A 22,022-nucleotide genomic window follows, 5' to 3' on the forward strand; every position below is an offset into this window, starting at 1 on the left:
AGGGAGCAGGGGGAAATGACCCATTTTTCTGCCGTGGAATCAAGGTGGCAACATGGGTCTGAGTCCCCCACTTATCCACCAGTGGCTCTCATTCAGGTGGGGTGATCACGTAGCTCTGCCAAAATCTTGAATCCCCTTTCGTTCTATCGCCCTTGCTCCCTGCTCCCTGCTCCCCTGCCTCTTTTTCTACAGACTTCTCTCTGCTTCTACGCCATTCAGCCACCAATAAAAAGAATGCTCTTACCTGGGGAAGTGGGAATACGGGGAGGAAAGATGCTTGCTAGGGTATTACCGATATTTATACTTAGCAAAAATGCTCTCAAGAATATCTCATATTAAGTTCTGTAAATGTTAGACTAAAACCTATCCAATGACGGATGTCTTTATTAAAATCTAAACTATATCAAGTTATGAACAAGATCGTAATATTACACTAGCGATCCCCAGAAAATTGCGATTAACTTGACGTAGTAATAAATTAGGTTCTGACTTAAGTGGCTAATTAGGTATTACATTATATCGCAGTCAGAACGCGATTTTTCCGGGAAAGTTCGTTGCCACGTTGTATATATTCATCAAAAAGATGAATAGCCTCAATAATACAGAGGATTAACCATGAAGGTATTCGACAATACCACTAAAAAGATTTTTCTGGCAAGCTGGGTATCAATCAATCAAGCAGAAACTAGTGACCATAAATTAACCCAGCTAAACTCTTCTGTTTCCAAATCTTACTGGAATATTCTCCAACCCCTACGGCAAAGGGTAGAAAACATTCAAGTCCGCGATCGCCAACTAGCTCACCGCTTGTGCAAGCTGATTCCATCTCAGTGTCCCTTTGAGCGAGATGTTAAATTATTTGGGAAAACCTTGTTTCACATTCCGCCCATGTGCAAGCTCAACCCCTTATATGAAGAAGTGGTTGGTTTACGTTTCCGAGCGATGTGCTATCTAGCCGACGAATGTGGCGAAGACGTATCGCAGTACTGCTGAGTGCTAAGGGAAAAGTAAGGAGTGAGGAGTGATAAGTGAGGAATTAAAATTTCTAACTTCTAACTTCTAACTTCTAACTATATTATTGGCTATTTTTTTTGCCATTTTTGGATGGCATCCTGAGCATCTTCGTAAGCGCCTGTCTCTTCTGGTACTAAAGCGGCAGTCGCAATTGCGGCATTAAGTTCTCCTTCGGTGGCGCGAAGCTTGGCCAGGTCTAAAATTTTCTCACTCCATTTATTGATCGATTTTTGGGCAGTATCGAAGCCAGGTTGACCCGGTGGTACTTTTTTCGCAACTTCGATCGCACGATTGTAGGTAGATGCCTGTCCAGACTTTATTAAGGCATTAGCTGCATCTAAAAGAGTTTTATTACTTACATACTGCTTGCCCTCTAACCGCCACAGGTTAATTGCTGCTTGTGCTTTGGCATAGGGGGCTTCATCTTTGGTGATTAATCGAGCAGCAGCAATAGCGCTAGCATACTGTCTTTGTTTAGCACGACCTTCTGCTAAATCTAAAATCATCTGGCTCCAAATCTTAATATTTTCCTGAGCTTGATCGTATAGTGGTTCACCAGGTCGAATTTTCCGGGCTGTTGCGATCGCCATGCTCAAATCACTAGCCTGAGTTTGTCTGAGCGACATCTTCGCCAAGTCTAATACTGCTTGATTTTGCTTTTCTGGCTCGGAACTAGTAGCTATTTGGGCGCTAGATTGATTTTTAAGTCTAACTGGTGGAGTGCGATCGCTTGGTAAATTCTGGATAACCTGGCGATCGCTCGCAGTAGCACTGGGTGATGTGCTTGATATTTGCTTAATTTTAAAAGTTTCTTGATTACGGAGAAAAACTACGGCGATTAAACCTGCTACTAGCAGGCTGCCTCCGCCCCATAAAATAAACTGTTTCCAAAAAGGGATACTTGGCTGATTCGATGGCAATCGAGAAACGTAACCTTTAGAGGAATTGGGGATAAATCTTCCCTTTGGATTCACTCCTAAAGAAGTTTCCGCCATTGGCTGGGAAACTAAGCCAGTAGCTGACTCTTGGACTTGTTGACCTTTAGATTTTTCCACCTTGGGAGCCTTCACCTGTTGGGAGGAGTTCACAGTAGCTTCTCCCCATCTGCCCCGCTCTGCTGAAGTTTTAGGGTAATCGTCGAGGGGAGGAGCTGCAAGGGCAACAGCAAAGGATTCTTCGGGATAAATCATCGGTTCTGATTGCAAGTCGCTTTCCATTGCCAATTTTGGCAAGATTACCTGCTGCCTTGATGGGATAATAGTGGCAGGGTTTTGGACAGGACGCCAGTGGTGGTGACATATTTTTGGCATGATCAGGCTTAGGTAGCTTTCTAAATCTGCTAAGTTGCTGCCATTACCAGAACGCAAAGCTTCTAACAAGACTGCTGTAAAGAATCCGTGACCTAATTCGCTACTTTCATGGGAAAATTGCTCTGGTTGACAAGAAAGAATGGTCGCAAGTTGTAGTTCTTGGGCTAATTCTATTGTTTCTTCACCAACGGGAGCATCCGCTTGAGTGCCAAACGCGCGGTTGATATCGAGTAATAACAATACATTTAGTTCAGCAAGTTGCAGACTTTGCATTAGCGATCGCAATTCTATGCCAGTCTCTTGCACGAGATCGGGGTTGCCCTCTGCTGGCATTAAGTAATCTTTGCCCTTGTAGTTGACCCCATAACCGCTAAAAAATAACCACAGATAATCTTCTGGTTGCCAACTTGTCGCTGCCAAATCTTCAAGCAGCAGCAAAATATTCTCTTTAGTCGGATAAGTTGATCTATCCCCAATCGGCGGCGAGGTATCCGTCATTAGCAGACAGTGTTTTGGGAGAAAACCTGCCTCCGTCACCAAAAAATTCTCTAGTGCCTCAGCATCTGCTTGGGCACAACTTAAAGGTTGAAATAACTGATATTGATTGATGCCAATCGCGATCGCCCAGTAATTTGCCATCCCGCTATTTGTCAGTTATTGTTTGCTGGTCTTAAAATTGCGGTTGGCTTTGCCCAAAAAACAAAGCTAACCTATGTTTTATAGTCTAGGTGATTCTGATCGAATCTTAAGTTAAAATGTAATTTTTATTACGTAGACGGAGCGGAAAATACCTTTTACCTAATTTCAATAAAAGATCATTACTAAGGAGATAGAAGGTTATGAGCAAAATTTCTGCTCACCTACCATCATCGATCACTCCCTTTTCAGTTATTAGCCAAATTGCCAGAAGAATCCGGATAATTCCTTTAGTAGTTTTGCTTATATCTACTGTTCCTGCGTGGTTTTTGATGGAAGCGATCGCACCTCGGTTTGTGCGAGCTTACACCGCTAGAGTTGATCTAGCTATTGACCGCCTGCCAGATGAAAACTATGAAACCGTTCTCAGAAGGGCGGAAGCAGCCGCTAGAGCATCTGCTCAACGGAGTTTCGACCAAGATATCTTGGTGACAGATGTTTCAATTATTGTGTCCGTACAAAATAATGGATCGATCGCACCAGTTCTGGCATTAGATGTCAGCCGTCCCCAATGGCGATCGCGTCCCGATGCTCAAAATTGGGCAACTTACTTCAAAACTGCGCGATCGCTACTTTTCTTGGAAAATAGCCAGAACTTACCCAAAAAATAGCCGCAACCCTAATTTTCAGTAGGGGCAATTCATTAATTGCCTTTACTGTTGTCCTTCGCGTCAGTGGATGGCCTAGAATAGTAAGGTTGTCAAGAATCGCGATATCTGCTGACATGGCTGTTCCTAAGAAGAAAACTTCAAAATCAAAACGAGATAAACGTCGAGCTACCTGGAGGCATAAAGCCGTCGTCGAAGCTCAGAAAGCCCTGTCTCTGGGCAAATCAATTTTGACTGGACGTTCTACATTTGTATATCCAGCTGCTGAAGAAGAGGAAGAAGAATCTTAACAATTCAAAATTCAAAATGAAAGACATTTTCAGACGAGAGTTTAAACCCGACTGAAACTCACAAGCTCATTAGATCGAAAAAATTGGTAGTGAGTAATTGGGAATATCCATTACCCATTACCGATCATTCATGAGTAATGATCAAGTAATCATATAAAGATTGAAAAAGAATTCAAAATTCAGAATTCAGAAGTTAGAATTCAGGAGCAAAGCCGGAGACGCTCCGCCTGCGGTCAGCAATCTTGACGCTCTCTTTGAGACGCTGCGCTATCAAAATACCTAACTGAATTCTGGCTCCTGACTTCTGAATTCTCTTTTGGTAAAACATCTGGTGCTGTTGGCAACTCAGCAAAAAAGCTTGTACACATCTTGAGAAAACTTATTTTTCTCTAAATTATGCTAGGAAAATTTTTTCAGAAACCAGGGAAGGAAGAGGGCGAACGCGTCCCTCCTGGTCAACACTTAGCTAAAGGTTTCCCCGTATTAACTTACGGTGCAACTCCCCAAGTCACCATTGAGGAATGGGAATTTCGAGTTTGGGGTTTGGCAAAACCTGCTACCTTTAGTTGGTCAGACTTTATGGCGCTACCTCAACACGAATTCACAGCAGACTTCCACTGTGTAACGCGCTGGTCTAAACTCGATGTCAAATGGACTGGCATTAAAGTAACAGATTTCATGGGTCTAATTGAACTAGACCCCAAAGTAGCCCATATTATGGAACATTGCTATGGCGGCTACACTACCAATATTTCTATAGAAGATTTTATGCGCGAAGAAAACTTCTTTGCTTTTAAAGTCTTTGGTGAAGACCTTCCATCTGAACACGGTGGCCCGATGCGGCTAGTTGTTCCCCATCTGTACGCTTGGAAAAGTGCTAAGTGGATTAATGGTTTGGAGTTTTTAGCTGCTGAAGAACTTGGTTTTTGGGAGCGTAATGGCTACCATCGCCGTGGTGAACCTTGGGCTGAGGAGCGTTACAGCAACGCTTTTGGGTTTTAATAATTAAGAGTTAGGAGTAGAGACGCGATTAATCGCGTCTGTACAGGAGTTAGGAGTTAGGAGTTAAAAATTCATAATTCATAACTTCTAACTTTTACTTTTAACCCAGAAGTTTCTTGATTAGAGGCAATTTGCCCTGATATGGAGCGTATCGCCATTTTAAATCGAGCCAGAAAGAGTTTTGCAATACACTTTTGTTATGGGAAAAGGTGTCAAAACTAGCTTTGCCGTGATAGTTGCCAATCCCGCTATCTCCCACCCCACCAAATGGTAAAGAAGAGGCACCAAACTGCATCATCGTATCGTTGATACAAACTCCACCTGATGAAGTTTCCTGCAAAACTTGATTTTGTAGATTTTTATTTTGAGAAAATAAGTATAACGCCAAGGGTTTGGGTCTAGAGTTAATCAAAGCGATCGCTTCTGCAATGTCAGTATATTCAATAATGGGTAGAATCGGGCCAAAAATTTCTTCCTGCATTACAGAATCTTCTAAGGAGACATTATCAACTACTGTGGGGGCGATATAACACTCTGAAGGTTGAGTTTCTCCACCGATGATAACTTCACCATCTTTGAGAAAGTTAACCAATCTATCAAAGTGTTTTTGACTGATAATCCTGGCATAATCAGGACTGTTTGCTGGATTATCGCCATAAAATTCTTTTACGCACTTTTCCAGTCCGTCTATTAAATCTTTTTTGATTGTTTTATTAACTAAAAGATAGTCAGGGGCGATACAAGTTTGTCCAGCATTAATAAATTTACCCCAAGTAATTCGTCTGACAGTATGTTCAAGATTAATGTCACTATCTATAATACAAGGACTTTTACCACCCAATTCTAAAGTAACTGGTGTGAGATATTTTGCTGCTGCTACCATAACGATTTTGCCGACGGCTGTGCCACCAGTAAAAAAGATATGGTCAAACTTTTTTGCCAATAGTTTTTGACTTGCTTCCACGCCTCCTTCAACTACTGCAATATAAGCAGGGTCAAAATGTTTAGCAATAATCTTAGCAATGACATCAGACGTATGAGAAGCAATTTCTGAAGGTTTGATAATTGTACAATTCCCGGCTGCGATCGCACCTAATAACGGTGAGATAATTAACTGAAATGGATAATTCCAAGGGCCAATAACTAAGACAACCCCTAACGGTTCTGGATAAATTCTCGCCGAGTAGGAAAAAAAATCAAAAGAAACGGGTGCTTTTTTGGGCTTAGTCCAGTTTTTGAGGTGTTTTATGGCATAATCTATTTCTTTGATGACGCCGATTTCTGTAAGGTAAGTCTCCACTTCTGGTTTATGTAAATCTGCTTGTAATGCCTCGACTATTGACTGTTTATGCTCAATAATTGCTTGTTTGAGATTTTTAAGCTGCTCAATGCGAAAAGTGACATCTTTAGTTTTGCCACTATTAAAAAACTCACGTTGATTCTGGATAATATTGCTAATATTAGATAATTCAGTGGTACTCATTGTATTATCCCCTAAAAACAACTATTTATTTAATGTTAGCGTTGCTATGTCAGTATATTTAATTCGGTAATTTTTAATATTTGAATTTATAGCTAAAACATTTATTTAACATTTTGGTAAAGAGTAACGAAGTTATAAATTAGGAATTATCATGGTAAAAAATTCGATAGCTCCTAATTTATAATTGCTAATTTTCTCATTTTTTAGTGGGTAGAAGGACAATAAATACACTCCCTTTGCCCAACTCAGAATTTAGCAAAATAATGCCTTGATGTGCCTCGACAATTAGTCGAGCAAGGTAGAGTCCTAAGCCACTACCAGAACTCTTGTGGCTACCTTGACGAAATCGTTCAAATATGGTGGCTTGTTCTTCAGCACGAATACCTGAACCGGTATCCGCTATCTCAATACTAATATATTCAACGGAATTAGATTTTACTGAGAACTGAGATTGACTATTTTTATCAAACTGGCGTTGAGAAGTTAAACGAATAGTAACAGACCCAGAGTCGGTAAATTTGATCGCATTCCCTATAAGATTGGTGAATAGACGATGCAATTCTAAGCGATCGCCCATAACTTTTTTTGTGCTTGATTCCTCAGTAAAGTCTAAATTTAGAGACAGTGTTTTGTCTTGAGCTAGAGGTGCTAATTCTCCAGTCACCTCCTCTAGTAATTGGCCCAGATTAACTGGTTGAAACGCCAAACTTTTGCGACCTGCTTCAAAGCGATAAACTTCTAATAAGGTATTCACCATAGAAAGCAGGTTTACATTGCTACGCGCCATGATGGCGATTACTTCCTGCATTTGCGGTGATAATGTTCCCAATGCACCTTGTTGAAATAGCATTAACATGCGATCGGCGGCTACCAAGGGAGTTCGTAAATCGTGGGTGAGGCGGGAGACAAAATCTTCTCGCTGGCGGGCGATTTCATCACGTTCATCCATACTATGCTTCAAGCGCAGGAGCGATCGCACTCGTGCCAGCAATTCATCTACTGTTACAGGTTTGCGGATAAAATCATCAGCACCTAAGTCTAATCCGTGGGCGACGTTGGGCGCATCGTGGGCAGTGATCAGTAGTATGGGGATATATTGTGGCAATTTCATATCTCCGCGAATGTGCTTGGTGACTTCGTACCCATCCATATCTGGCATCATCAGATCCAGCAGAACCAAGTCACAAGGAGAAGCTTTTAATTCTGCCAAGGCCGAAATCCCATTTTCTGCGGTGTTAATCGTATAACCTTCTTCCTCCAAAATAGTTTTGATTAAAAACACATTATCAGGAGAGTCATCAACAACCAGAATTTTGTCAGAGCGAGAAGATTGTGAAGTCATATAGATGCAAGGTATGGGGTAAAAGTAAATTTTTGTAAGACTAGCTGTATTTGTAACAATTTGTCTGCCAAGTTTTTTAGTAAGCCTCCCTACCTAAGAAGTATTTTTTACTATTAAATTATGGCTGGTAAAATTTTAGCTTTGGATACAGCAGATGGTGGAATGACTTATGTAGCCTTTGATGTATCGGTTTTCGTAGGTAACTGGAGATATAATTGCGTAGACGATCGCCCAAGAGTCAAGAGTGCCTTCTGAGTTACTTAGGACAACATACTTCTTATGGTAGAGCGAACTTTCCCGTATTTAGGACAGGCCGTGTTCAGCATTCTGCACAATTTGTTTTCAAAATTAGAGCATAGAGGAAACCGTTGCCTGCTTCACAACTAGCCACTTGTGTCTGAATTGTTCTTTTTTGCTAGCTCCGGCAGAGATTTTAGAGATGTATTGAGCAAAATCCAATCCAGATAGAGTACAAAAATCTGCATTTTCAGAAAATGGTTAAAGCGTTGGAAGCTTTTATCCGTCAACAGCCATGCCCAGATTTTTTCCAGTAGTAGCTTTAGGATGACTTCAATAGACTTGTTGATAACTAGGGGGATTAGTGTTTCTAGCATTGCGTTGCGATCGCCTCAGTTGCTTGACTGAGTTCAATGTCGCAATTTTCTTTTGTGGTTATTTATTTGACTTGTAGTGACTTAGATTGACTTGTCTTGACATATCTTTACTAGCCGCCAATCTCTGGAAACGCAAGCTAGACTGAACTTTAAGGCGATTTCACATTAGGTATATGTCGTTACCAAGAGACTTCCTAACACAACTAGAGCAATACAGCGAATTGTCAAACCAAGAAAGAGTAGTCTTTCTAGAAATCTTTGGTAATGGCAAGAGTCGAGTTCAAGTCACACAAGTGCTGAACATCTCTGATAGCAATCTCAGTAGTTGTCTAACGGGGCTTTACAAGAAATTCTGTATCAATGGCAGTGGGCCTGTGAAAGAAACCCGCTTTCGGGAATATCTCCAACCCATAATATTGTCTCAAATTTGGATTTAGGGCGAAGCATGGATACAGTCCTTGATAGTCATATAGCAAATGATTTCAGGCTCGGTCTTGAGCATAATCTGGCTATTGATCTTGACCTAGCTGTAACACTATGTGATTATGATTTCGACGACTTATCTATTACTTTTGAACTAACGCATAATTTGGAATTCAGAAATCTATTAGAACAGCTTAGGGAGCAAAGACATACAAATGATAAACATCATCAGTCAGAGCAGTCTTACCAAACGCATGAGCGGGCTTGGCATGAGCAACTAAGAATTATGATGATTAAGTATCGTAATATTGGAAAACATTGGCAATTCAACGACTCACAAAAAAAAGTTTTAGAGCAGTATTATGATGCCAATGTATTACTGGTAAATTGCCTGAATAGTGATTGTTATATAAGCCGCGAAGTCAGGCAGGAAATTGAGGATACTTTGCTTTTATCTAAGTAAGTGGGCGGGAAAATTTACAAATACGTAACTAAATATAAAATTAGAACATACCCTACAAATATCTTATTTCACCGTTTTTACAAAACTAAACATATATCGAATTTATCGTGCTTACTTATAAGGTAATTAAAAATTAAAAAGATGCAACATTTAACTATTTGATCGGAACTCCAAGACAGAAAATCGATGAGGGCAACTTTACTCTCATCTTTAAGAGCGATATCTGGCAATGAGCCGCTCTATGCCTACGCTTATTTCCCGGACGTGAGGTTATCCAAAACTTGCTGGAATTCTGCTGTGGAAGGAATAGTGATCGCTCACATTACACAATTTGCACTGACTAAGTATTAATTTAGAACAAAAAGTACCTCTGTGCCATTGGTAAAACTGTCGCAGGTTCACAAATTAGCAACTCACCATCTGCCCTTACTTCATAGGTTTCTGGATCAACTTCAATGTGGGGTAGTGCATCATTCAGCTTCATATCCTGCTTACTCAATTGGCGTGTCCCAGAAACTGCAACTGCTGCCTTTTGTAAACCTAGCTGGCTAGGAATTTCTTTCTCTAAAGCTGCTTGGGAAACAAAAGTTAATGATGTGGCATGACGCGCCCCTGCAAAACTACCAAACATCGGTCGCATATACACTGGTTGCGGTGTGGGAATACTGGCGTTAGCCTCACCCATTTGCGACCATGCAATCATTCCGCCTTTAATCACTATCTCTGGTTTCACGCCAAAAAATGCAGGACGCCACAAACATAAATCTGCTAATTTTCCCTCTTCCACTGAACCCACATATTCAGCAATTCCGTGAGCGATCGCCGGATTAATCGTATACTTAGCAACATACCTTTTTGCTCTAAAGTTGTCTGCTCTTTGCTGTGTTCCTTGCGGGTTAAGAATTCCCCGTTGTATCTTCATTTTGTGAGATGTCTGCCAAGTGCGAATTATCACTTCGCCTACTCTTCCCATTGCCTGGGAATCGGAAGAAATCATGCTAAATGCGCCTAAGTCGTGCAAAATGTCTTCCGCAGCAATGGTTTCCCGGCGGATGCGAGACTCGGCAAAAGCGACATCTTCGGCGATCGCTGGGTCGAGGTGATGGCATACCATCAACATATCCAGGTGTTCATCTAAGGTGTTGAGGGTGTAAGGACGTGTGGGATTGGTGGAAGATGGTAGAACGTTGGCTTGGCTGCAAACTTTGATGATATCTGGTGCGTGTCCTCCGCCTGCGCCTTCAGTGTGGTAGGTGTGGATAACACGATTCTTGAAAGCTGCGATCGTATCTTCGACAAATCCGGCTTCGTTCAGGGTATCAGTATGAATCGCTACTTGCACCTCATAAGCATCGGCAACACCAAGGCAGGTATCAATGGCTGCGGGTGTGGTTCCCCAGTCTTCATGGAGTTTTAATCCCATTGCACCGGCGGCTACTTGTTCTACAAGTCCTTGGGGTTGACTGGCGTTACCTTTACCTAAAAATCCTAAGTTTACGGGAAAAGCATCAGCCGCTTGTAGCATTCGGTAAATATTCCAAGGGCCGGGAGTGCAGGTAGTGGCATTTGTACCTGTAGCTGGGCCAGTACCGCCGCCGATCATGGTGGTAATACCAGAAGCGATCGCCACTTCTATCTGTTGGGGGCAAATAAAATGAATATGGGCATCGATACCGCCAGCAGTGAGAATCATTCCTTCACCAGCTAAGGCTTCAGTACCAGGGCCAATAATAATATCTACATTATCTTGAATATAAGGATTTCCGGCTTTACCAATTTTGAAAATCTTGCCATCTTTAATGCCAATATCCGCTTTGACAATACCCCACCAATCAAGAATTAAGGCATTAGTAATTACTAAATCTACAGCACCATCGGCGTTAGAAATTGGGGATTGTCCCATCCCATCGCGGATGACTTTACCGCCGCCAAATTTTACTTCATCGCCGTAGGTGGTGAAATCTTGTTCAACTTCAATAAATAATTCTGTGTCTGCAAGTCGGATGCGATCGCCTATTGTTGGGCCATAGGTTTCGGCATAGGCACGGCGATCCATTCTGTAAGGCATATAAAATCCTTCTTTTTAACGCAAAGGGACGCGGAGGGAAGCGCAGAGGTTCGCGGAGGTTTTTAGAGGTTTCCGTTAATTTTGGCGTTGAAGCCGTAGACTTGGCGAGTACCAACCAGGGGGATTAAAGTTATTTCTTTTTCGTCGCCTGGTTCAAAGCGGACTGCGGTTCCGGCTGGGATATCCAGGCGCATTCCTCGCGTTTGTTCTTTGTCAAAATTTAAAGCAGTGTTAACTTCATAAAAGTGAAAGTGAGAACCAACTTGTATGGGGCGATCGCCTGTATTTGACACTAGCAATTTTATAGTTGGACGACCAAAATTTAGTTCAATTTCACCTTCTGGTGTAATAATTTCTCCAGGAATCATAATAAATTAAAAACTAAAAAATTAACGAATTGGATTATGTACTGTCACTAACTTCGTCCCATCAGGAAAAGTAGCTTCTACCTGCACGTCATGCACCATTTCTGGTATCCCTTCCATCACATCATCTCGCGTTAAGAGAGTTGTACCATAACTCATCAATTCAGCTACAGTTTGCCCATCCCTTGCACCTTCTAAAATGGCAGCAGAAATATAAGCAACTGCTTCAGGATAATTCAGTTTTAAACCTCTTCCTTTCCGTCTTTCTGCTAATAAAGCAGCAGTAAAAATTAATAGCTTATCTTTTTCCTGCGGCGTAAGTTGCATTCTTATCTCCTCTGTGTTCTTTACGCCTCTGCGGTAGCCTCCGGCAAGCCCTTCTCTACGAGAGGCTGCGCCAACGGGTTCGGGGGTTCGCAATCGACGGGAACCGCCAAGACTGCGACCCCCTCACCGCTACGCGTCTACGTTCAAACCTGCCACACTCTTGGTATACAATTACCACGATTCAAAAAAGAAACTCGCAGCAACTGCCAAACATCAATAAACCAGTTTCTCACTTCAGATGTAGAAGCACCACGATATCGACACAACAATCCATGTTGTAACCGGCTAACACCCGCTTCTCCTTCTCCATCCCATAAATTTCGCGTTTTTTCAACAATTTCTGCTGAAACTGCACTACCAACCCAAACTAGACTACCTACTATTGGTTTTCCAGCCAAGCCGTGGGGACTGTGAAAAGTTTCTTCGCTACCCCGTAACCATTGCCGATCAATCCACAACGGAACATCTTGTTGCCAAATTTCCGTGTGCGATCGCCATTCCCCTTGCAAGAATTTTTCTCCTCTAGCACTGCGACCAAATCGGGTAATTTCCCAGCCTAACCAACTGCCCCCGGTTGCTAATTCTACCCGTAAATCTTGCCGATAAATCGCGTCGTTAAATAAAATTGTCTCTTGCGGTAACCATTCCAAACAAGCACCAGCGTCAACTTGTATTTGGATGGTTTGTCTAGCTTGTAAGCCATTACTACGATATATCTTGCTTGCAGCAGCTGTAGTGATTAAGGCTTGGGCTTGGGGTTGGAGGTGGATGTTAGAGGATAAGCGATCGCCTCCCACCATTCCCCCGGCTGTGTGTAAAATTACGCTATGACAAATTTCCCCTTCTGGATAAAATGGACGTTGTACCTTCAGAGGCGCTTGTTGGTGATTGTAAATTAATTGGGTTTTATCCTGGCGATCAGCATAGACTAAATTAAGTTTGCCATGCCAACCTTCTGCTATTTGCGGATTGCATGTCATTTATAAATTAAGATTAAAGTTCACATACCTTATATTTATTTCATACATTCTCTGCTACTTTACCTGAAATTTCTCATTATTTTATTGCCAAGATTACATAATCGTCTAATGTATAGTGTAACTGATGCTTCTGACCAAAATACTGTTGGAGTATTGGACTCATATACACTTGTTTTGGTAATTTTTCTCGAGCAAACTTACCAAATTTAACACCGGACAAAGGTATTCTTGAACCTGTTGAGGTTAGATATTTATAGCAGACTAACTTTAATCCCAATTCTGCCAGAAATTTATTCACTACATTGTTTTCCTGTTCTTGGTTTTCAACTTGGTGAACATCATAAATTTTAAATAATTTTTTATCTTGCACAATTAGCAGAACATAACCTGAGTTTTTTAAGCTAGTGGCAAATATTTGCTTGTAAGTATTATTAGCTTCAACCCTCTTGGCTTTATCTATAAAAAAGCAGTGGGAAATTACAATAAAGTCGAAAAAGTCTTTGGGTAGATTATTCGATTGAGTTTTCCAAGTAAAAATATCAGTAGTAACAAAGCGGAAGAAAGCATTCACTGGAGTTAGACGCGACTCTATATATCGTCGCCAAAACTGAAGTCCACGAAACTGGAAGGCATCTTGTTTTTCTAAAGAGTAGTAAGATATGTGCATTTGCGGGATATGAAAAAAACCGCTACTACTTTGAAGAAATAAAGCTAAACCATAAGCAACTGTTCCTGGGCCTGCTGCAATATCAAGGATATTAACCTTACTCGGTAGTAAAGCATCCTGGTAAATGAGAAACCAAGCTAAATATATACAATATACATTTTCTAAAAAATACTTCATAAAGTAGACATGAGGAGTTAGACTAAAACGGTAGTCTGGGTCTTGTCCAATTTTTAAGTTATTAATATCCTCAAAAGCGTCTTCTAACTTAATAAATAACTGTTTATCAGGAATTCTACTAAATTCTTCTTTAAGATATTCAACTAAACTTGATTCAAAATCATCAAATATCCGTTCATCAATACCAGTGGATTGCAATTTATATTCATCGTGCTGTATTAACTTAAAAACTTTATAGATATATTTAACAAATTCCTCATCTGGTATTAATATGAGATTATCTTTTTGCTGGGATGCTTCTGTTAGTTGTTTACTTAAAGTTTCTGTTTGTAGTTTGTATTCTTGGAAATGACGTTCAAGTTTAAGTTTATCCCTAAATAGTTTTTCTAACCATGAGAATCTTGCACCTGATTTTTGTATCTCTTGTAAGAGTTGGACTGCACGTCGGATATCCCCGCGTTTTAAAGATAATTTTAACTGCTGACTTCGCCACCAATTTTCGATAGGATTATTCATAACCAAATCCCTTTTTCCCTTCCATAACTTCTATACCTGGAAGCCGAGAAACTAACTTTTCCTTAAATTTCATATAGCTTAATTTCTCATCCTCATACCACCAAGCGTATTTTTGCTTAATTTCTTCAGCTTCTTGGCGAGTTGATGCTATAAGAGAACGATTATCCCTAGTATGAAAAGTTTGAATTACAATTCTATCGGCGATAGCTAGTTTTTCAATAAAAGCAGCTTCATCAGTTGGTAAAGTAGGAAGTAAAGGGGTAATAGTGATAGAAATTTTAGGAAGAAAACCTTTGTAATAATCAATACTTTGTTTAATTTTAATGATAGCATTTAGTCTAGCTTTAATACTAGGCGATCGCGGTTCAAAATCTTTCCTCACTAATTCACTCCCAGTGGGAATGCTCATATTAATTCGCAATCGCTTAAATCGTTGTAAATAATCAATGTCTCTAATAATAATTGGGCTACGAGTTTGAATTACCAAAGTTGGAGTTGGATAACCGTTAATCCCCACATCAAGCATTACCTCCAACAACCGACGAGTCAATTGATGTTTAGACTCAAGTGGTTGATAAGGATCGGTAACGCTACTCATATATATACTAGGAGGAGTCTGGGGATTTTTTTCATACCATTTTTTTAATTCTTTCGCTAAAATCTCAGCAGAGTTTTCTTTAAAAATTACCCATTTACCCCAGTCTTGGCGCATTTGAGCATTAGGAGTAAATGCAGCAGCATAGCAATAACTACAACCGTATTGACATCCCCTATAAGGATTTAGAGTAAAATCATAATTACCAATAAAACCAGTAGCTTTTGTTAAGAGTGATTTAGCATTTTGGGCATAAACATTGACATCTCCAAATTTTTCTCTAACTAATTTGGTAGGAATGCATTCGCAATAACCTTCATATTTTGGTTGTGCCATGTGAATCCTGATATTTCTTGAGAGGGAATTAACGCACCCTACTTCTTATGATTCCCATTTTTATTTTTAAATTACTTCAGCAAGGTGTACGCTAGTGCGATAGACCATATAGACAAAACCACTCTCATCACGAAAGTGCTGATATAATTCTTGAAACCTATCAATAAGCTGTTCATATCCCAAGCCTTCACGCGGGAGGTAAGAAACACTCATTGCTCGTCCAATAAGTCCAGTTAAATCTAACTGTTGTCTATAAGTAAAATTATATTCGTGGATGTTAATAAAATGGGGACTTACTAACAGTGGCTCTACCGACTGCATTCTAGATTCTGCTGGGTGATTATTAGATGCTTCGCGGACTATTCGGCTATATTCTGTAGTTAACGCATCTTCTTGATCGCGGTTATTCCACACCACAGCCAAGCGTGCTGATGGTTTTAAAATGCGGTGAAATTCCAATAAAGTTGGTTCGGGATTGAACCAGTGAAAAGCTTGAAAACAAGTAACTAAATCAACTGAATTATCAGGTAGTTGGGTAAATTCTGCTGTTCCATTACGAAACTCTATCAAAGGATGTAATTCAGCAGCTTCTCGCATCGCCGCGTTTGGTTCTATGGCTATGACATTAACCCCTCGTTCAGCTAACAGTCTTGAAGCAATTCCTGTACCTGCGCCAATATCTGCTGCTACGAGTTGTGAATTTTCACCTAATCCTTCCAAGATAACCAAGCATCACTAGCAATTAAATCAACATTATTGCTAGTTCTGTATCCTTTATGTTTATATAACTGTAATGTACCTTCATTTTGTAAAAACCTTTGTAGATATGCTCTTATAGTAGTTCCATAAGGATTTTCTGGGCTTGGTAAAATATTTGTAAATCGATCACCTAACATTGCTATTGAAAGATTTGATTGTGGATCAAAATCTATTAACAGCACTTTTTTGCCTCTTCGTGCAAGCGCATCTCCTAAATTCCATGTAATAATAGTTTTGCCAACACCGCCTTTATTGTTAAAAATTGAAATCACTTTAGTTTTATTGCTAGTCATCTTTTCTAATCTAGTGTTTTGTACCTGATTATACTTGTTAGATTAAGGATGCGTCAATTTCTTCAAAATGCTGATTTAGTAGACATCAGGTTATAGTTTATTAACCTAGTTTTATTGCTGCAAAATATCTTGATAAATTACAGACTATTTAATAATATACTTCTGTAAAATTTTTAGTCTCTCTCCTGCTGATCTAACCAAGCTACCAAATCAGCAATTTCAGAAAAATCAAGCAGTTCCTCTCCCAATTCCTCTAACTGTTCAGCAGATAAATTCCGAACCTGCTCAACTAATGATGCATCAATATCACCAAAACGCCGTTTAAGCTGACGACTAATCAATTTAAACGCTTCCTTTTGAACGATATCTTGATAAATTACAGATTCTTTCATAATATCCTCCCGTAAAAATTGCCGAACCAAATCCTTATCAAACCGCAAACCCGCCAGAATTTCTACACAACCCGCGATATTTTGTCGCTCCTCCCTATTTGGAATTGTAGCGACTTGTTCAGCCACTTGTGCCAGTAAAGTTTGTGGCGAGTCAGTTCGCGTCAAACTTGCTAAAGGTAACAGCGCCGGATTAACTAAAAATAGTGTTGAATCTTGCTCCCAAACACAAAGCACGCCAAGGAAATTACTTGAGTTTATAAAAATTACAAAAAGCGGCTAGTTTTTGATAAAATTAGCTGCTTTTACAAATAAAAAATAGTAATAAATAAACTATTTAAATGTCTAAAAATTGCACAAAAATAAGGTATTAATATTCAATAATCTTGCCCAATGTTGGATAGATATGTCTAACAATCGTATTCTTCTTTCCACTTCGGGATGTATATAGGGACTTATTAACAATTGCTGTCTAAACTTACTTGTAATAGATGTTAATTCACAAGCATCAGCAGATATTAAAAAAACAAGCTGATCTTTTATATCTGAACTTAGGCTTTTATCATTATCAACTGCATCACTACAATCTTCTAGTCTTTGAGCAATATTTTTCCTAGCATAACTTGCTTGTGTTTCTAAGATGTAATTCATGGTGAATGTCATTAAATATTCATATTATAACTGTTATTTTTATACTGTTCATTCATTAGCAGAATATTTGTACTACTATTTTTGCGCCCCTAGCCTCCGGCAACAGCTTCATCAACCAAACGCGGTTCAAACAAAAAACAGCCGCCTCCACAAGGGAAGCAGCTATTTTACAAATTATGTAACTACAAAGTATTAGTAATCGAAGTCGCCGCCACCAGCACCAGCGCCAGCAGGAGCGCTATCTTTAGGCTCAGGCTTGTCAACTATAATACATTCGGTTGTCAACACCATACCAGCGATAGAAGCAGCGTTTTGCAGAGCAGAACGAGTCACTTTGGCAGGGTCAACAATACCAGCAGCTAACAAATCGACGAATTCGTTTGTCGCAGCGTTGTAGCCAATGTTGAAATCCTTCTCTTTGACGCGTTCAGCAATAACGGCACCATTCTGACCAGCATTTTCAGCAATCCGCTTCAGAGGTGCAGGTAAGGCGCGAACAACAATCAAAGCACCAATCAACTCTTCATCCTTAAGGTTGCTCTTTGCCCACTCTTCCAATTCAGGAGCAAGATGAGCCAGAGTTGTACCACCGCCAGGAACGATACCTTCTTCCACAGCAGCTTTGGTGGCGTTGATAGCGTCTTCTAGGCGCAGTTTCTTGTCTTTCATTTCGGTTTCGGTCGCTGCACCCACTTTCACCACAGCGACACCACCAGAGAGTTTAGCAAGACGCTCTTGCAGTTTCTCTTTGTCGTAAGAAGATTCGGTTTCATCAATTTGACGACGAATCTGTTCGACACGAGCCTTAACTGCAACTTCGTTACCTTCGGCAACAATTGTAGTGCTGTCCTTGGTAATGGTGATCCGGCGAGCTTTACCCAGGCTATCCAGCTTGGTGTTATCTAGCTTCAAACCAGCATCTTCAGTAACCAGTTGACCACCAGTTAAAACAGCGATGTCTTCTAGTAGTGCTTTGCGGCGATCGCCAAAGCCAGGAGCCTTAACAGCAGCCACGTTGAGTACACCGCGCAAACGGTTTACTACCAAAGTTGCCAAAGCTTCTTTTTCAATATCTTCGGCGATAATCACCAAAGGACGACCAGCACGAGCTACTTGCTCTAATACTGGTACAAGGTCTTGTACCAAAGCGATTTTCTTATCAGTCAGCAGTAGGAATGGCTCATCAAAAACCGCTTCCATCCGTTCAGCATCGGTAGCGAAATAGGGAGAGATGTAGCCTTTGTCAAAGCGCATCCCTTCAGTGATTTCCAACTCGGTAAACATAGATTTCCCTTCTTCTAGGGAAATTACGCCTTCCTTGCCTACCTTGTCCATTGCTTGGGCAATCATTTGACCAACTTCTTCGTCATTACCAGCCGAGATCGCACCAACTTGGGCAATGGCTTTGGAATCTTCCACTGGACGGGCGTGTTCAGCAATTTTTTCTACCAAGAAGGCAGTAGCTTTGTCAATACCGCGCTTCAGGGAAATTGCGTTAGCACCAGCTGCAACGTTCCGCAAGCCTTCTTTGACGATCGCATGAGCTAAAACGGTAGCAGTGGTGGTGCCATCGCCCGCAGCATCATTGGTCTTAGAAGCAGCTTGACGAATCAGAGCTACACCAGTGTTTTCAATATGGTCTTCTAATTCGATTTCTTTGGCGATCGTTACACCGTCATTAACAATTTGCGGTGCGCCAAATTTCTTTTCTAGGACTACGTTACGACCTTTGGGGCCAAGGGTAACAGCTACAGCCTCAGCCAGGATGTCAATGCCTCGTTCCAAGGCGCGACGGGCGTTTTCGTTGTAGATAATGCGCTTTGCCATAATTATTGTTAGTTGTCCTTTGTCATTTGTCTTTTGTTCTTCGTCATTTGTCATTTGTCCTTTGTCATTGGCTAATGACTAATGACCAATGACTAATGACCACTAGATAACGACTGCTAAAATATCTTTTTCAGAAAGCAGTACATATTCTTCGGTGCCGAGTTTGATGTCAGTGCCAGCGTACTTCGAGTACAGCACCTTATCGCCGACTTTAATTTCCAATTCCTGACGGTTTCCGTCGTCATTGCGCTTGCCAGGGCCAAGAGCCACTACTTCCCCTACCTGGGGCTTTTCCTTTGCAGTATCGGGCAAATACAGACCACCTGCGGTCTTTTCCTCAGAGGCGTTCACTTTTACGAAAACGCGATCGCCTAAAGGCTTAACTGTAGAAACGCTTAGAGATAAAGCTGCCATATTATTTCTTTCCTTTAGAGTTTAGCACTCTCAACTCCTGAGTGCTAATCTACCGAAAAGTAGCGTCCAATGGCAAGAATTCTTTGAGTACGGGTTCCCGAACTAGAGGCTGAGTGATGTGCTTAAGTATAAATGCTTAATTATTTTTACCTTTCGGGTTTTGTTCCGTAAGTTACGAAGAGAGTAGGGAGCAAAGAGTTAGGAGTTATAAGAATTCTTCCCCCATTCCTCACTCCCTACTCCCCTTCTCATTCAACTTTATTTGCAAAGCTTGGAAATTGTTATAGAACTCTAATCAGGGAGCCGCTCGATAAGTAAAAATACAGTGATTCAGTCTAGCCATCAAATCCCCAAAGCCACTAAGTTTCTAGAACGTAAAGCCCTGAGTAATTGTGTAGAAACTTTAGGACTTGCAAAAATTCAGCGACACATTTTTATTTGCGCTGACCAGACAATTGCTAACTGCTGCTCAAAACGAGCTAGTCTGGAATCCTGGGAATACTTAAAAAAGCGACTTAAAGAGTTAAAATTTGATGAGCCGCAACAGAGTCATCCCATTTGCGTCTACAACTAAAACCAAGTGCTTGCGCGTTTGTTGTTCTGGACTCATAATGGTAGTTTACCCTGATGGTGTCTGATATCGCCAAGCAAGCCCGGAAGTTACCCTGCGGATCATCCAGGAACACGTAAATAGGCAATAAGGTGGTAGAAGAATATGCACTTTTAATCCATCCTTTGCCAGAAACTTCCCTAGTTTCTTGTGAACACCTCATAGAGGCTTAACAATCGAAGGATATGGTACAGCAGTAAGCTTTAAGAAAGTGCGGGTTGGTTTTGAGGTAGGGTCATCTTTAAGCCAATACTTACTTGTGAGTCAGAAGGATTATTATTTAATCAGTGTTTTTTCGCCCGCCACTTTCAATGCGATATATAATAGCGCATTATAGATACTACTGCTATACGTATCCTTGCTGGACTTTTGCTATCCAGCTAATAGTCTCTTGAAAGTGCTCGGCATTTTTGAGACTTCGAGACAGCAAAGGCAAGTTAAGTAGGAAAAAGGACAACATCTCAAAATAACCCACCATAGAGGATAAATATTCAAGACTTTGATGGACCGAAGCGCGACAAGTGCCACTGCTATGAAAGAGCCCAGCATGAAAGATCACAAACGACTTCTATTGATTGATGATGACCCTAACCTCATCTTGCTGGTGAAGGATTACTTAGAATTCCGGGGATACGAAGTCATCACCGCCGAAAATGGACGTGAAGCTCTGGAAATTTTAGAGCAAGATGTCCCAGACATGATTATCTGCGACGTGATGATGCCGGAAATGGACGGATATACTTTTGTGGAACAAGTCCGGCAAAACGAACGCACCAGCTGGATTCCGGTTCTTTTCCTTTCAGCTAAGGGACAAAGTGCAGACCGAGTTAAGGGTCTGAATAAAGGTGCTGATGTTTATATGGTCAAACCCTTTGAACCAGAAGAACTCGTAGCGCAAGTTGAATCCTCGCTGAAACAAACTATCCGTTGGAAAGAACACCAAGCAAAAGGAGGCGAAAACGGTTCCCGTATCCAGGTTCCCTTCGATGTGCAATTAACCCCAACCGAACTGAAAGTAGTCCAGTTTGTCGCTAGGGGTTTAGCTAACCGGGAAATTGCTGAAGAACTAAATGTTAGTCAGCGCACGGTTGAAAGCCATGTGTCCAATATGTTGGGCAAAACCAATCTTCACAACCGCACTGAATTAGCGCGGTGGGCGATTGAAAATCAAATGGCTTAAATAAAGTTAAGAGTTCAAAGTTAGGAGTTATGAATTTTTTAACTCCTAACTCCTAACTCCTAACTAAATCTACCAACCATCTTCTTCAGGGCTGGATTGGTGCAAAACTTCTAAATCCAGTTCATCCAGGTAAGTTAGGGCGCTTTCAATCTGAGAAACAGTACCTCGCAGTTCCAGATACGAAGCAGCTATATTGTGGCACGTTTGCGCTTACCTGAGCATCAGCAATAATCACTGTGATGCCATAGTGAGAAACCAGTCGTGAAATGACTGGTTCCTCATGGAAGTTTTTAGGAATGTGAACTTGGATACGAGTTTGGGTGCGTCTATTATCTAAAATATCAGTATTAGATTTTACTTGTTTATTTGGAATTGCCATTCTAGCTTCCTACTCGACTTCTAGGATGAGGGTTTTACTTTGCACAATTCTTTTAACACTAGCGTCACTTATCCCACGCAGGCAAGCAAGAAAGTATTTGCTTTTGCAAACCATTAATCTAGATATAGTAAATGTGAAAAATTGCTCCTAATTCGGTAGTTATGAGGTTAATTGTTATTCTATAGTGCTTTTCGAGCAAATTGAATATAGCCAATCTGTAGGGTTACAACAATTGTTGTAACCC

26 protein-coding genes and 1 pseudogene are annotated in these 22,022 nt (G+C 40.8%); 10 read left to right on the forward strand and 17 right to left on the reverse strand.

The window, feature by feature from the left end; genetic code table 11:
* The first annotated feature begins 615 nt into the window (after nucleotides 1-615).
* Nucleotides 616-993 carry a Mo-dependent nitrogenase C-terminal domain-containing protein gene (locus ACFE90_RS12375; protein WP_375500860.1) on the forward strand — a complete coding sequence of 126 codons (378 nt, stop codon included), beginning with the start codon at nucleotides 616-618 and terminating at the stop codon, nucleotides 991-993.
* 89 nt (nucleotides 994-1,082) lie between these two features.
* Here the strand turns inward: ACFE90_RS12375 and ACFE90_RS12380 are convergent, their stop codons facing one another.
* Nucleotides 1,083-2,963: a caspase domain-containing protein gene (locus tag ACFE90_RS12380; RefSeq protein ID WP_375500862.1), complete on the reverse strand. Its 1,881-nt coding sequence runs from the start codon at nucleotides 2,961-2,963 to the stop codon at nucleotides 1,083-1,085.
* Between the two features lie 200 nt (nucleotides 2,964-3,163).
* Here ACFE90_RS12380 and ACFE90_RS12385 point away from each other — a divergent pair, with 200 nt between their 5' ends.
* The 3 genes from ACFE90_RS12385 (at nucleotide 3,164) to ACFE90_RS12395 (ending at nucleotide 4,920) form a co-directional block, all read left to right on the forward strand.
* Entirely contained in the window at nucleotides 3,164-3,631 is a 468-nt protein-coding gene (locus ACFE90_RS12385; protein ID WP_375500864.1) for a hypothetical protein, read from the forward strand.
* 113 nt (nucleotides 3,632-3,744) lie between these two features.
* Nucleotides 3,745-3,918: a 50S ribosomal protein L32 gene (gene rpmF, locus ACFE90_RS12390; RefSeq protein WP_094328804.1), complete on the forward strand. Its 174-nt coding sequence runs from the start codon at nucleotides 3,745-3,747 to the stop codon at nucleotides 3,916-3,918.
* 396 nt (nucleotides 3,919-4,314) lie between these two features.
* Nucleotides 4,315-4,920, forward strand: coding sequence for a sulfite oxidase-like oxidoreductase (locus tag ACFE90_RS12395; protein WP_375500866.1), 606 nt, complete (start codon nucleotides 4,315-4,317; stop codon nucleotides 4,918-4,920).
* 100 nt (nucleotides 4,921-5,020) lie between these two features.
* On the opposite strand, the gene ACFE90_RS12400 is transcribed toward ACFE90_RS12395, so the two are convergent.
* Together ACFE90_RS12400 and ACFE90_RS12405 are read right to left on the reverse strand one after the other, a co-directional pair.
* Nucleotides 5,021-6,403 (reverse strand): aldehyde dehydrogenase, encoded by a 1,383-nt coding sequence (locus ACFE90_RS12400; RefSeq protein WP_375500868.1) that lies wholly within the window; start codon nucleotides 6,401-6,403, stop codon nucleotides 5,021-5,023.
* A 196-nt stretch (nucleotides 6,404-6,599) separates the two neighbouring features.
* Nucleotides 6,600-7,745 carry a response regulator gene (locus ACFE90_RS12405; RefSeq protein ID WP_375500870.1) on the reverse strand — a complete coding sequence of 382 codons (1,146 nt, stop codon included), beginning with the start codon at nucleotides 7,743-7,745 and terminating at the stop codon, nucleotides 6,600-6,602.
* A 120-nt stretch (nucleotides 7,746-7,865) separates the two neighbouring features.
* Here ACFE90_RS12405 and ACFE90_RS12410 point away from each other — a divergent pair, with 120 nt between their 5' ends.
* Nucleotides 7,866-8,000 (forward strand): hypothetical protein, encoded by a 135-nt coding sequence (locus ACFE90_RS12410; protein WP_375500872.1) that lies wholly within the window; start codon nucleotides 7,866-7,868, stop codon nucleotides 7,998-8,000.
* A gap of 128 nt (nucleotides 8,001-8,128) precedes the next feature.
* On the opposite strand, the gene ACFE90_RS12415 is transcribed toward ACFE90_RS12410, so the two are convergent.
* Nucleotides 8,129-8,359 (reverse strand): hypothetical protein, encoded by a 231-nt coding sequence (locus tag ACFE90_RS12415; protein ID WP_375500874.1) that lies wholly within the window; start codon nucleotides 8,357-8,359, stop codon nucleotides 8,129-8,131.
* A 173-nt stretch (nucleotides 8,360-8,532) separates the two neighbouring features.
* Here ACFE90_RS12415 and ACFE90_RS12420 point away from each other — a divergent pair, with 173 nt between their 5' ends.
* The 3 genes from ACFE90_RS12420 (at nucleotide 8,533) to ACFE90_RS12430 (ending at nucleotide 9,596) form a co-directional block, all read left to right on the forward strand.
* A complete protein-coding gene (locus ACFE90_RS12420) occupies nucleotides 8,533-8,796 on the forward strand; it encodes a hypothetical protein (RefSeq protein WP_375500876.1) in 264 nt (87 codons plus the stop codon).
* 8 nt (nucleotides 8,797-8,804) lie between these two features.
* Nucleotides 8,805-9,245: a hypothetical protein gene (locus tag ACFE90_RS12425; protein ID WP_375500878.1), complete on the forward strand. Its 441-nt coding sequence runs from the start codon at nucleotides 8,805-8,807 to the stop codon at nucleotides 9,243-9,245.
* Between the two features lie 186 nt (nucleotides 9,246-9,431).
* On the forward strand, nucleotides 9,432-9,596 hold the full coding sequence (locus ACFE90_RS12430; RefSeq protein ID WP_375500880.1) for a hypothetical protein: 165 nt from the start codon (nucleotides 9,432-9,434) through the stop codon (nucleotides 9,594-9,596).
* A 1-nt stretch (nucleotide 9,597) separates the two neighbouring features.
* On the opposite strand, the gene ureC is transcribed toward ACFE90_RS12430, so the two are convergent.
* The 12 genes and pseudogenes from ureC to groES form a co-directional block, all read right to left on the reverse strand.
* Entirely contained in the window at nucleotides 9,598-11,313 is a 1,716-nt protein-coding gene (ureC, locus tag ACFE90_RS12435) for an urease subunit alpha (protein WP_375500882.1), read from the reverse strand.
* Between the two features lie 62 nt (nucleotides 11,314-11,375).
* Complete coding sequence (locus tag ACFE90_RS12440) at nucleotides 11,376-11,681, reverse strand: urease subunit beta (protein WP_375500884.1); 306 nt, start codon at nucleotides 11,679-11,681, stop codon at nucleotides 11,376-11,378.
* 21 nt (nucleotides 11,682-11,702) lie between these two features.
* A complete protein-coding gene (gene ureA / locus ACFE90_RS12445; protein ID WP_322696594.1) occupies nucleotides 11,703-12,005 on the reverse strand; it encodes an urease subunit gamma in 303 nt (100 codons plus the stop codon).
* Nucleotides 12,006-12,148: 143 nt separating this feature from the next.
* Nucleotides 12,149-12,985, reverse strand: coding sequence for an urease accessory protein UreD (locus tag ACFE90_RS12450; RefSeq protein WP_375500886.1), 837 nt, complete (start codon nucleotides 12,983-12,985; stop codon nucleotides 12,149-12,151).
* A gap of 76 nt (nucleotides 12,986-13,061) precedes the next feature.
* Nucleotides 13,062-14,345: a photosystem II assembly protein gene (locus tag ACFE90_RS12455; protein WP_375500888.1), complete on the reverse strand. Its 1,284-nt coding sequence runs from the start codon at nucleotides 14,343-14,345 to the stop codon at nucleotides 13,062-13,064.
* Nucleotides 14,338-15,276, reverse strand: coding sequence for a radical SAM protein (locus tag ACFE90_RS12460; protein ID WP_375500890.1), 939 nt, complete (start codon nucleotides 15,274-15,276; stop codon nucleotides 14,338-14,340). The genes ACFE90_RS12455 and ACFE90_RS12460 overlap by 8 nt, the downstream gene beginning before the upstream one ends.
* 66 nt (nucleotides 15,277-15,342) lie before the next feature.
* A complete protein-coding gene (locus tag ACFE90_RS12465; RefSeq protein ID WP_375500892.1) occupies nucleotides 15,343-16,005 on the reverse strand; it encodes a methyltransferase domain-containing protein in 663 nt (220 codons plus the stop codon).
* A complete protein-coding gene (locus ACFE90_RS12470) occupies nucleotides 15,984-16,328 on the reverse strand; it encodes a ParA family protein (protein WP_375500894.1) in 345 nt (114 codons plus the stop codon). Before ACFE90_RS12470 ends, ACFE90_RS12465 begins: the two co-directional genes overlap by 22 nt.
* Before the next feature lie 173 nt (nucleotides 16,329-16,501).
* Nucleotides 16,502-16,954: pseudogene (locus ACFE90_RS12475) on the reverse strand (DUF4351 domain-containing protein); the annotation flags it as partial.
* 108 nt (nucleotides 16,955-17,062) lie between these two features.
* Complete coding sequence (locus ACFE90_RS12480) at nucleotides 17,063-17,368, reverse strand: hypothetical protein (protein ID WP_375500896.1); 306 nt, start codon at nucleotides 17,366-17,368, stop codon at nucleotides 17,063-17,065.
* Between the two features lie 192 nt (nucleotides 17,369-17,560).
* Nucleotides 17,561-19,195 (reverse strand): chaperonin GroEL, encoded by a 1,635-nt coding sequence (groL, locus tag ACFE90_RS12485; protein ID WP_375500922.1) that lies wholly within the window; start codon nucleotides 19,193-19,195, stop codon nucleotides 17,561-17,563.
* 102 nt (nucleotides 19,196-19,297) lie between these two features.
* Entirely contained in the window at nucleotides 19,298-19,609 is a 312-nt protein-coding gene (groES, locus tag ACFE90_RS12490) for a co-chaperone GroES (RefSeq protein ID WP_100898362.1), read from the reverse strand.
* Between the two features lie 325 nt (nucleotides 19,610-19,934).
* Between groES and ACFE90_RS12495 the strand changes: the two genes are divergently transcribed.
* Entirely contained in the window at nucleotides 19,935-20,183 is a 249-nt protein-coding gene (locus tag ACFE90_RS12495) for a hypothetical protein (RefSeq protein WP_375500898.1), read from the forward strand.
* 538 nt (nucleotides 20,184-20,721) lie between these two features.
* Complete coding sequence (locus tag ACFE90_RS12500) at nucleotides 20,722-21,399, forward strand: response regulator transcription factor (protein ID WP_012407592.1); 678 nt, start codon at nucleotides 20,722-20,724, stop codon at nucleotides 21,397-21,399.
* Between the two features lie 145 nt (nucleotides 21,400-21,544).
* Here the strand turns inward: ACFE90_RS12500 and ACFE90_RS12505 are convergent, their stop codons facing one another.
* Nucleotides 21,545-21,778, reverse strand: coding sequence for an NIL domain-containing protein (locus ACFE90_RS12505; protein ID WP_375500900.1), 234 nt, complete (start codon nucleotides 21,776-21,778; stop codon nucleotides 21,545-21,547).
* Between the last annotated feature and the right edge of the window lie 244 nt (nucleotides 21,779-22,022).

Source organism: uncultured Nostoc sp. (assembly GCF_964245445.1).
GTDB lineage: Bacteria > Cyanobacteriota > Cyanobacteriia > Cyanobacteriales > Nostocaceae > Nostoc.

What these genes read in the sequence shown, in the direction of transcription:
- ACFE90_RS12430 (WP_375500880.1), top strand. Translation starts at nt 9,432, where the DNA reads ATGAGGGCAACTTTACTCTCATCTTTAAGAGCGATATCTGGCAATGAG.
- ACFE90_RS12480 (WP_375500896.1), bottom strand. Translation starts at nt 17,368, where the DNA reads ATGAATTACATCTTAGAAACACAAGCAAGTTATGCTAGGAAAAATATT.
- ACFE90_RS12380 (WP_375500862.1), bottom strand. Translation starts at nt 2,963, where the DNA reads ATGGCAAATTACTGGGCGATCGCGATTGGCATCAATCAATATCAGTTA.
- ACFE90_RS12410 (WP_375500872.1), top strand. Translation starts at nt 7,866, where the DNA reads ATGGCTGGTAAAATTTTAGCTTTGGATACAGCAGATGGTGGAATGACT.
- ACFE90_RS12455 (WP_375500888.1), bottom strand. Translation starts at nt 14,345, where the DNA reads ATGAATAATCCTATCGAAAATTGGTGGCGAAGTCAGCAGTTAAAATTA.
- ACFE90_RS12460 (WP_375500890.1), bottom strand. Translation starts at nt 15,276, where the DNA reads ATGGCACAACCAAAATATGAAGGTTATTGCGAATGCATTCCTACCAAA.
- ACFE90_RS12415 (WP_375500874.1), bottom strand. Translation starts at nt 8,359, where the DNA reads ATGCTAGAAACACTAATCCCCCTAGTTATCAACAAGTCTATTGAAGTC.
- ACFE90_RS12395 (WP_375500866.1), top strand. Translation starts at nt 4,315, where the DNA reads ATGCTAGGAAAATTTTTTCAGAAACCAGGGAAGGAAGAGGGCGAACGC.
- ACFE90_RS12470 (WP_375500894.1), bottom strand. Translation starts at nt 16,328, where the DNA reads ATGACTAGCAATAAAACTAAAGTGATTTCAATTTTTAACAATAAAGGC.
- ACFE90_RS12385 (WP_375500864.1), top strand. Translation starts at nt 3,164, where the DNA reads ATGAGCAAAATTTCTGCTCACCTACCATCATCGATCACTCCCTTTTCA.
- ACFE90_RS12425 (WP_375500878.1), top strand. Translation starts at nt 8,805, where the DNA reads ATGGATACAGTCCTTGATAGTCATATAGCAAATGATTTCAGGCTCGGT.
- ACFE90_RS12440 (WP_375500884.1), bottom strand. Translation starts at nt 11,681, where the DNA reads ATGATTCCTGGAGAAATTATTACACCAGAAGGTGAAATTGAACTAAAT.
- rpmF (WP_094328804.1), top strand. Translation starts at nt 3,745, where the DNA reads ATGGCTGTTCCTAAGAAGAAAACTTCAAAATCAAAACGAGATAAACGT.
- ureA (WP_322696594.1), bottom strand. Translation starts at nt 12,005, where the DNA reads ATGCAACTTACGCCGCAGGAAAAAGATAAGCTATTAATTTTTACTGCT.
- ACFE90_RS12450 (WP_375500886.1), bottom strand. Translation starts at nt 12,985, where the DNA reads ATGACATGCAATCCGCAAATAGCAGAAGGTTGGCATGGCAAACTTAAT.
- groL (WP_375500922.1), bottom strand. Translation starts at nt 19,195, where the DNA reads ATGGCAAAGCGCATTATCTACAACGAAAACGCCCGTCGCGCCTTGGAA.
- groES (WP_100898362.1), bottom strand. Translation starts at nt 19,609, where the DNA reads ATGGCAGCTTTATCTCTAAGCGTTTCTACAGTTAAGCCTTTAGGCGAT.
- ureC (WP_375500882.1), bottom strand. Translation starts at nt 11,313, where the DNA reads ATGCCTTACAGAATGGATCGCCGTGCCTATGCCGAAACCTATGGCCCA.
- ACFE90_RS12400 (WP_375500868.1), bottom strand. Translation starts at nt 6,403, where the DNA reads ATGAGTACCACTGAATTATCTAATATTAGCAATATTATCCAGAATCAA.
- ACFE90_RS12375 (WP_375500860.1), top strand. Translation starts at nt 616, where the DNA reads ATGAAGGTATTCGACAATACCACTAAAAAGATTTTTCTGGCAAGCTGG.
- ACFE90_RS12405 (WP_375500870.1), bottom strand. Translation starts at nt 7,745, where the DNA reads ATGACTTCACAATCTTCTCGCTCTGACAAAATTCTGGTTGTTGATGAC.
- ACFE90_RS12500 (WP_012407592.1), top strand. Translation starts at nt 20,722, where the DNA reads ATGGACCGAAGCGCGACAAGTGCCACTGCTATGAAAGAGCCCAGCATG.
- ACFE90_RS12505 (WP_375500900.1), bottom strand. Translation starts at nt 21,778, where the DNA reads ATGGCAATTCCAAATAAACAAGTAAAATCTAATACTGATATTTTAGAT.
- ACFE90_RS12420 (WP_375500876.1), top strand. Translation starts at nt 8,533, where the DNA reads ATGTCGTTACCAAGAGACTTCCTAACACAACTAGAGCAATACAGCGAA.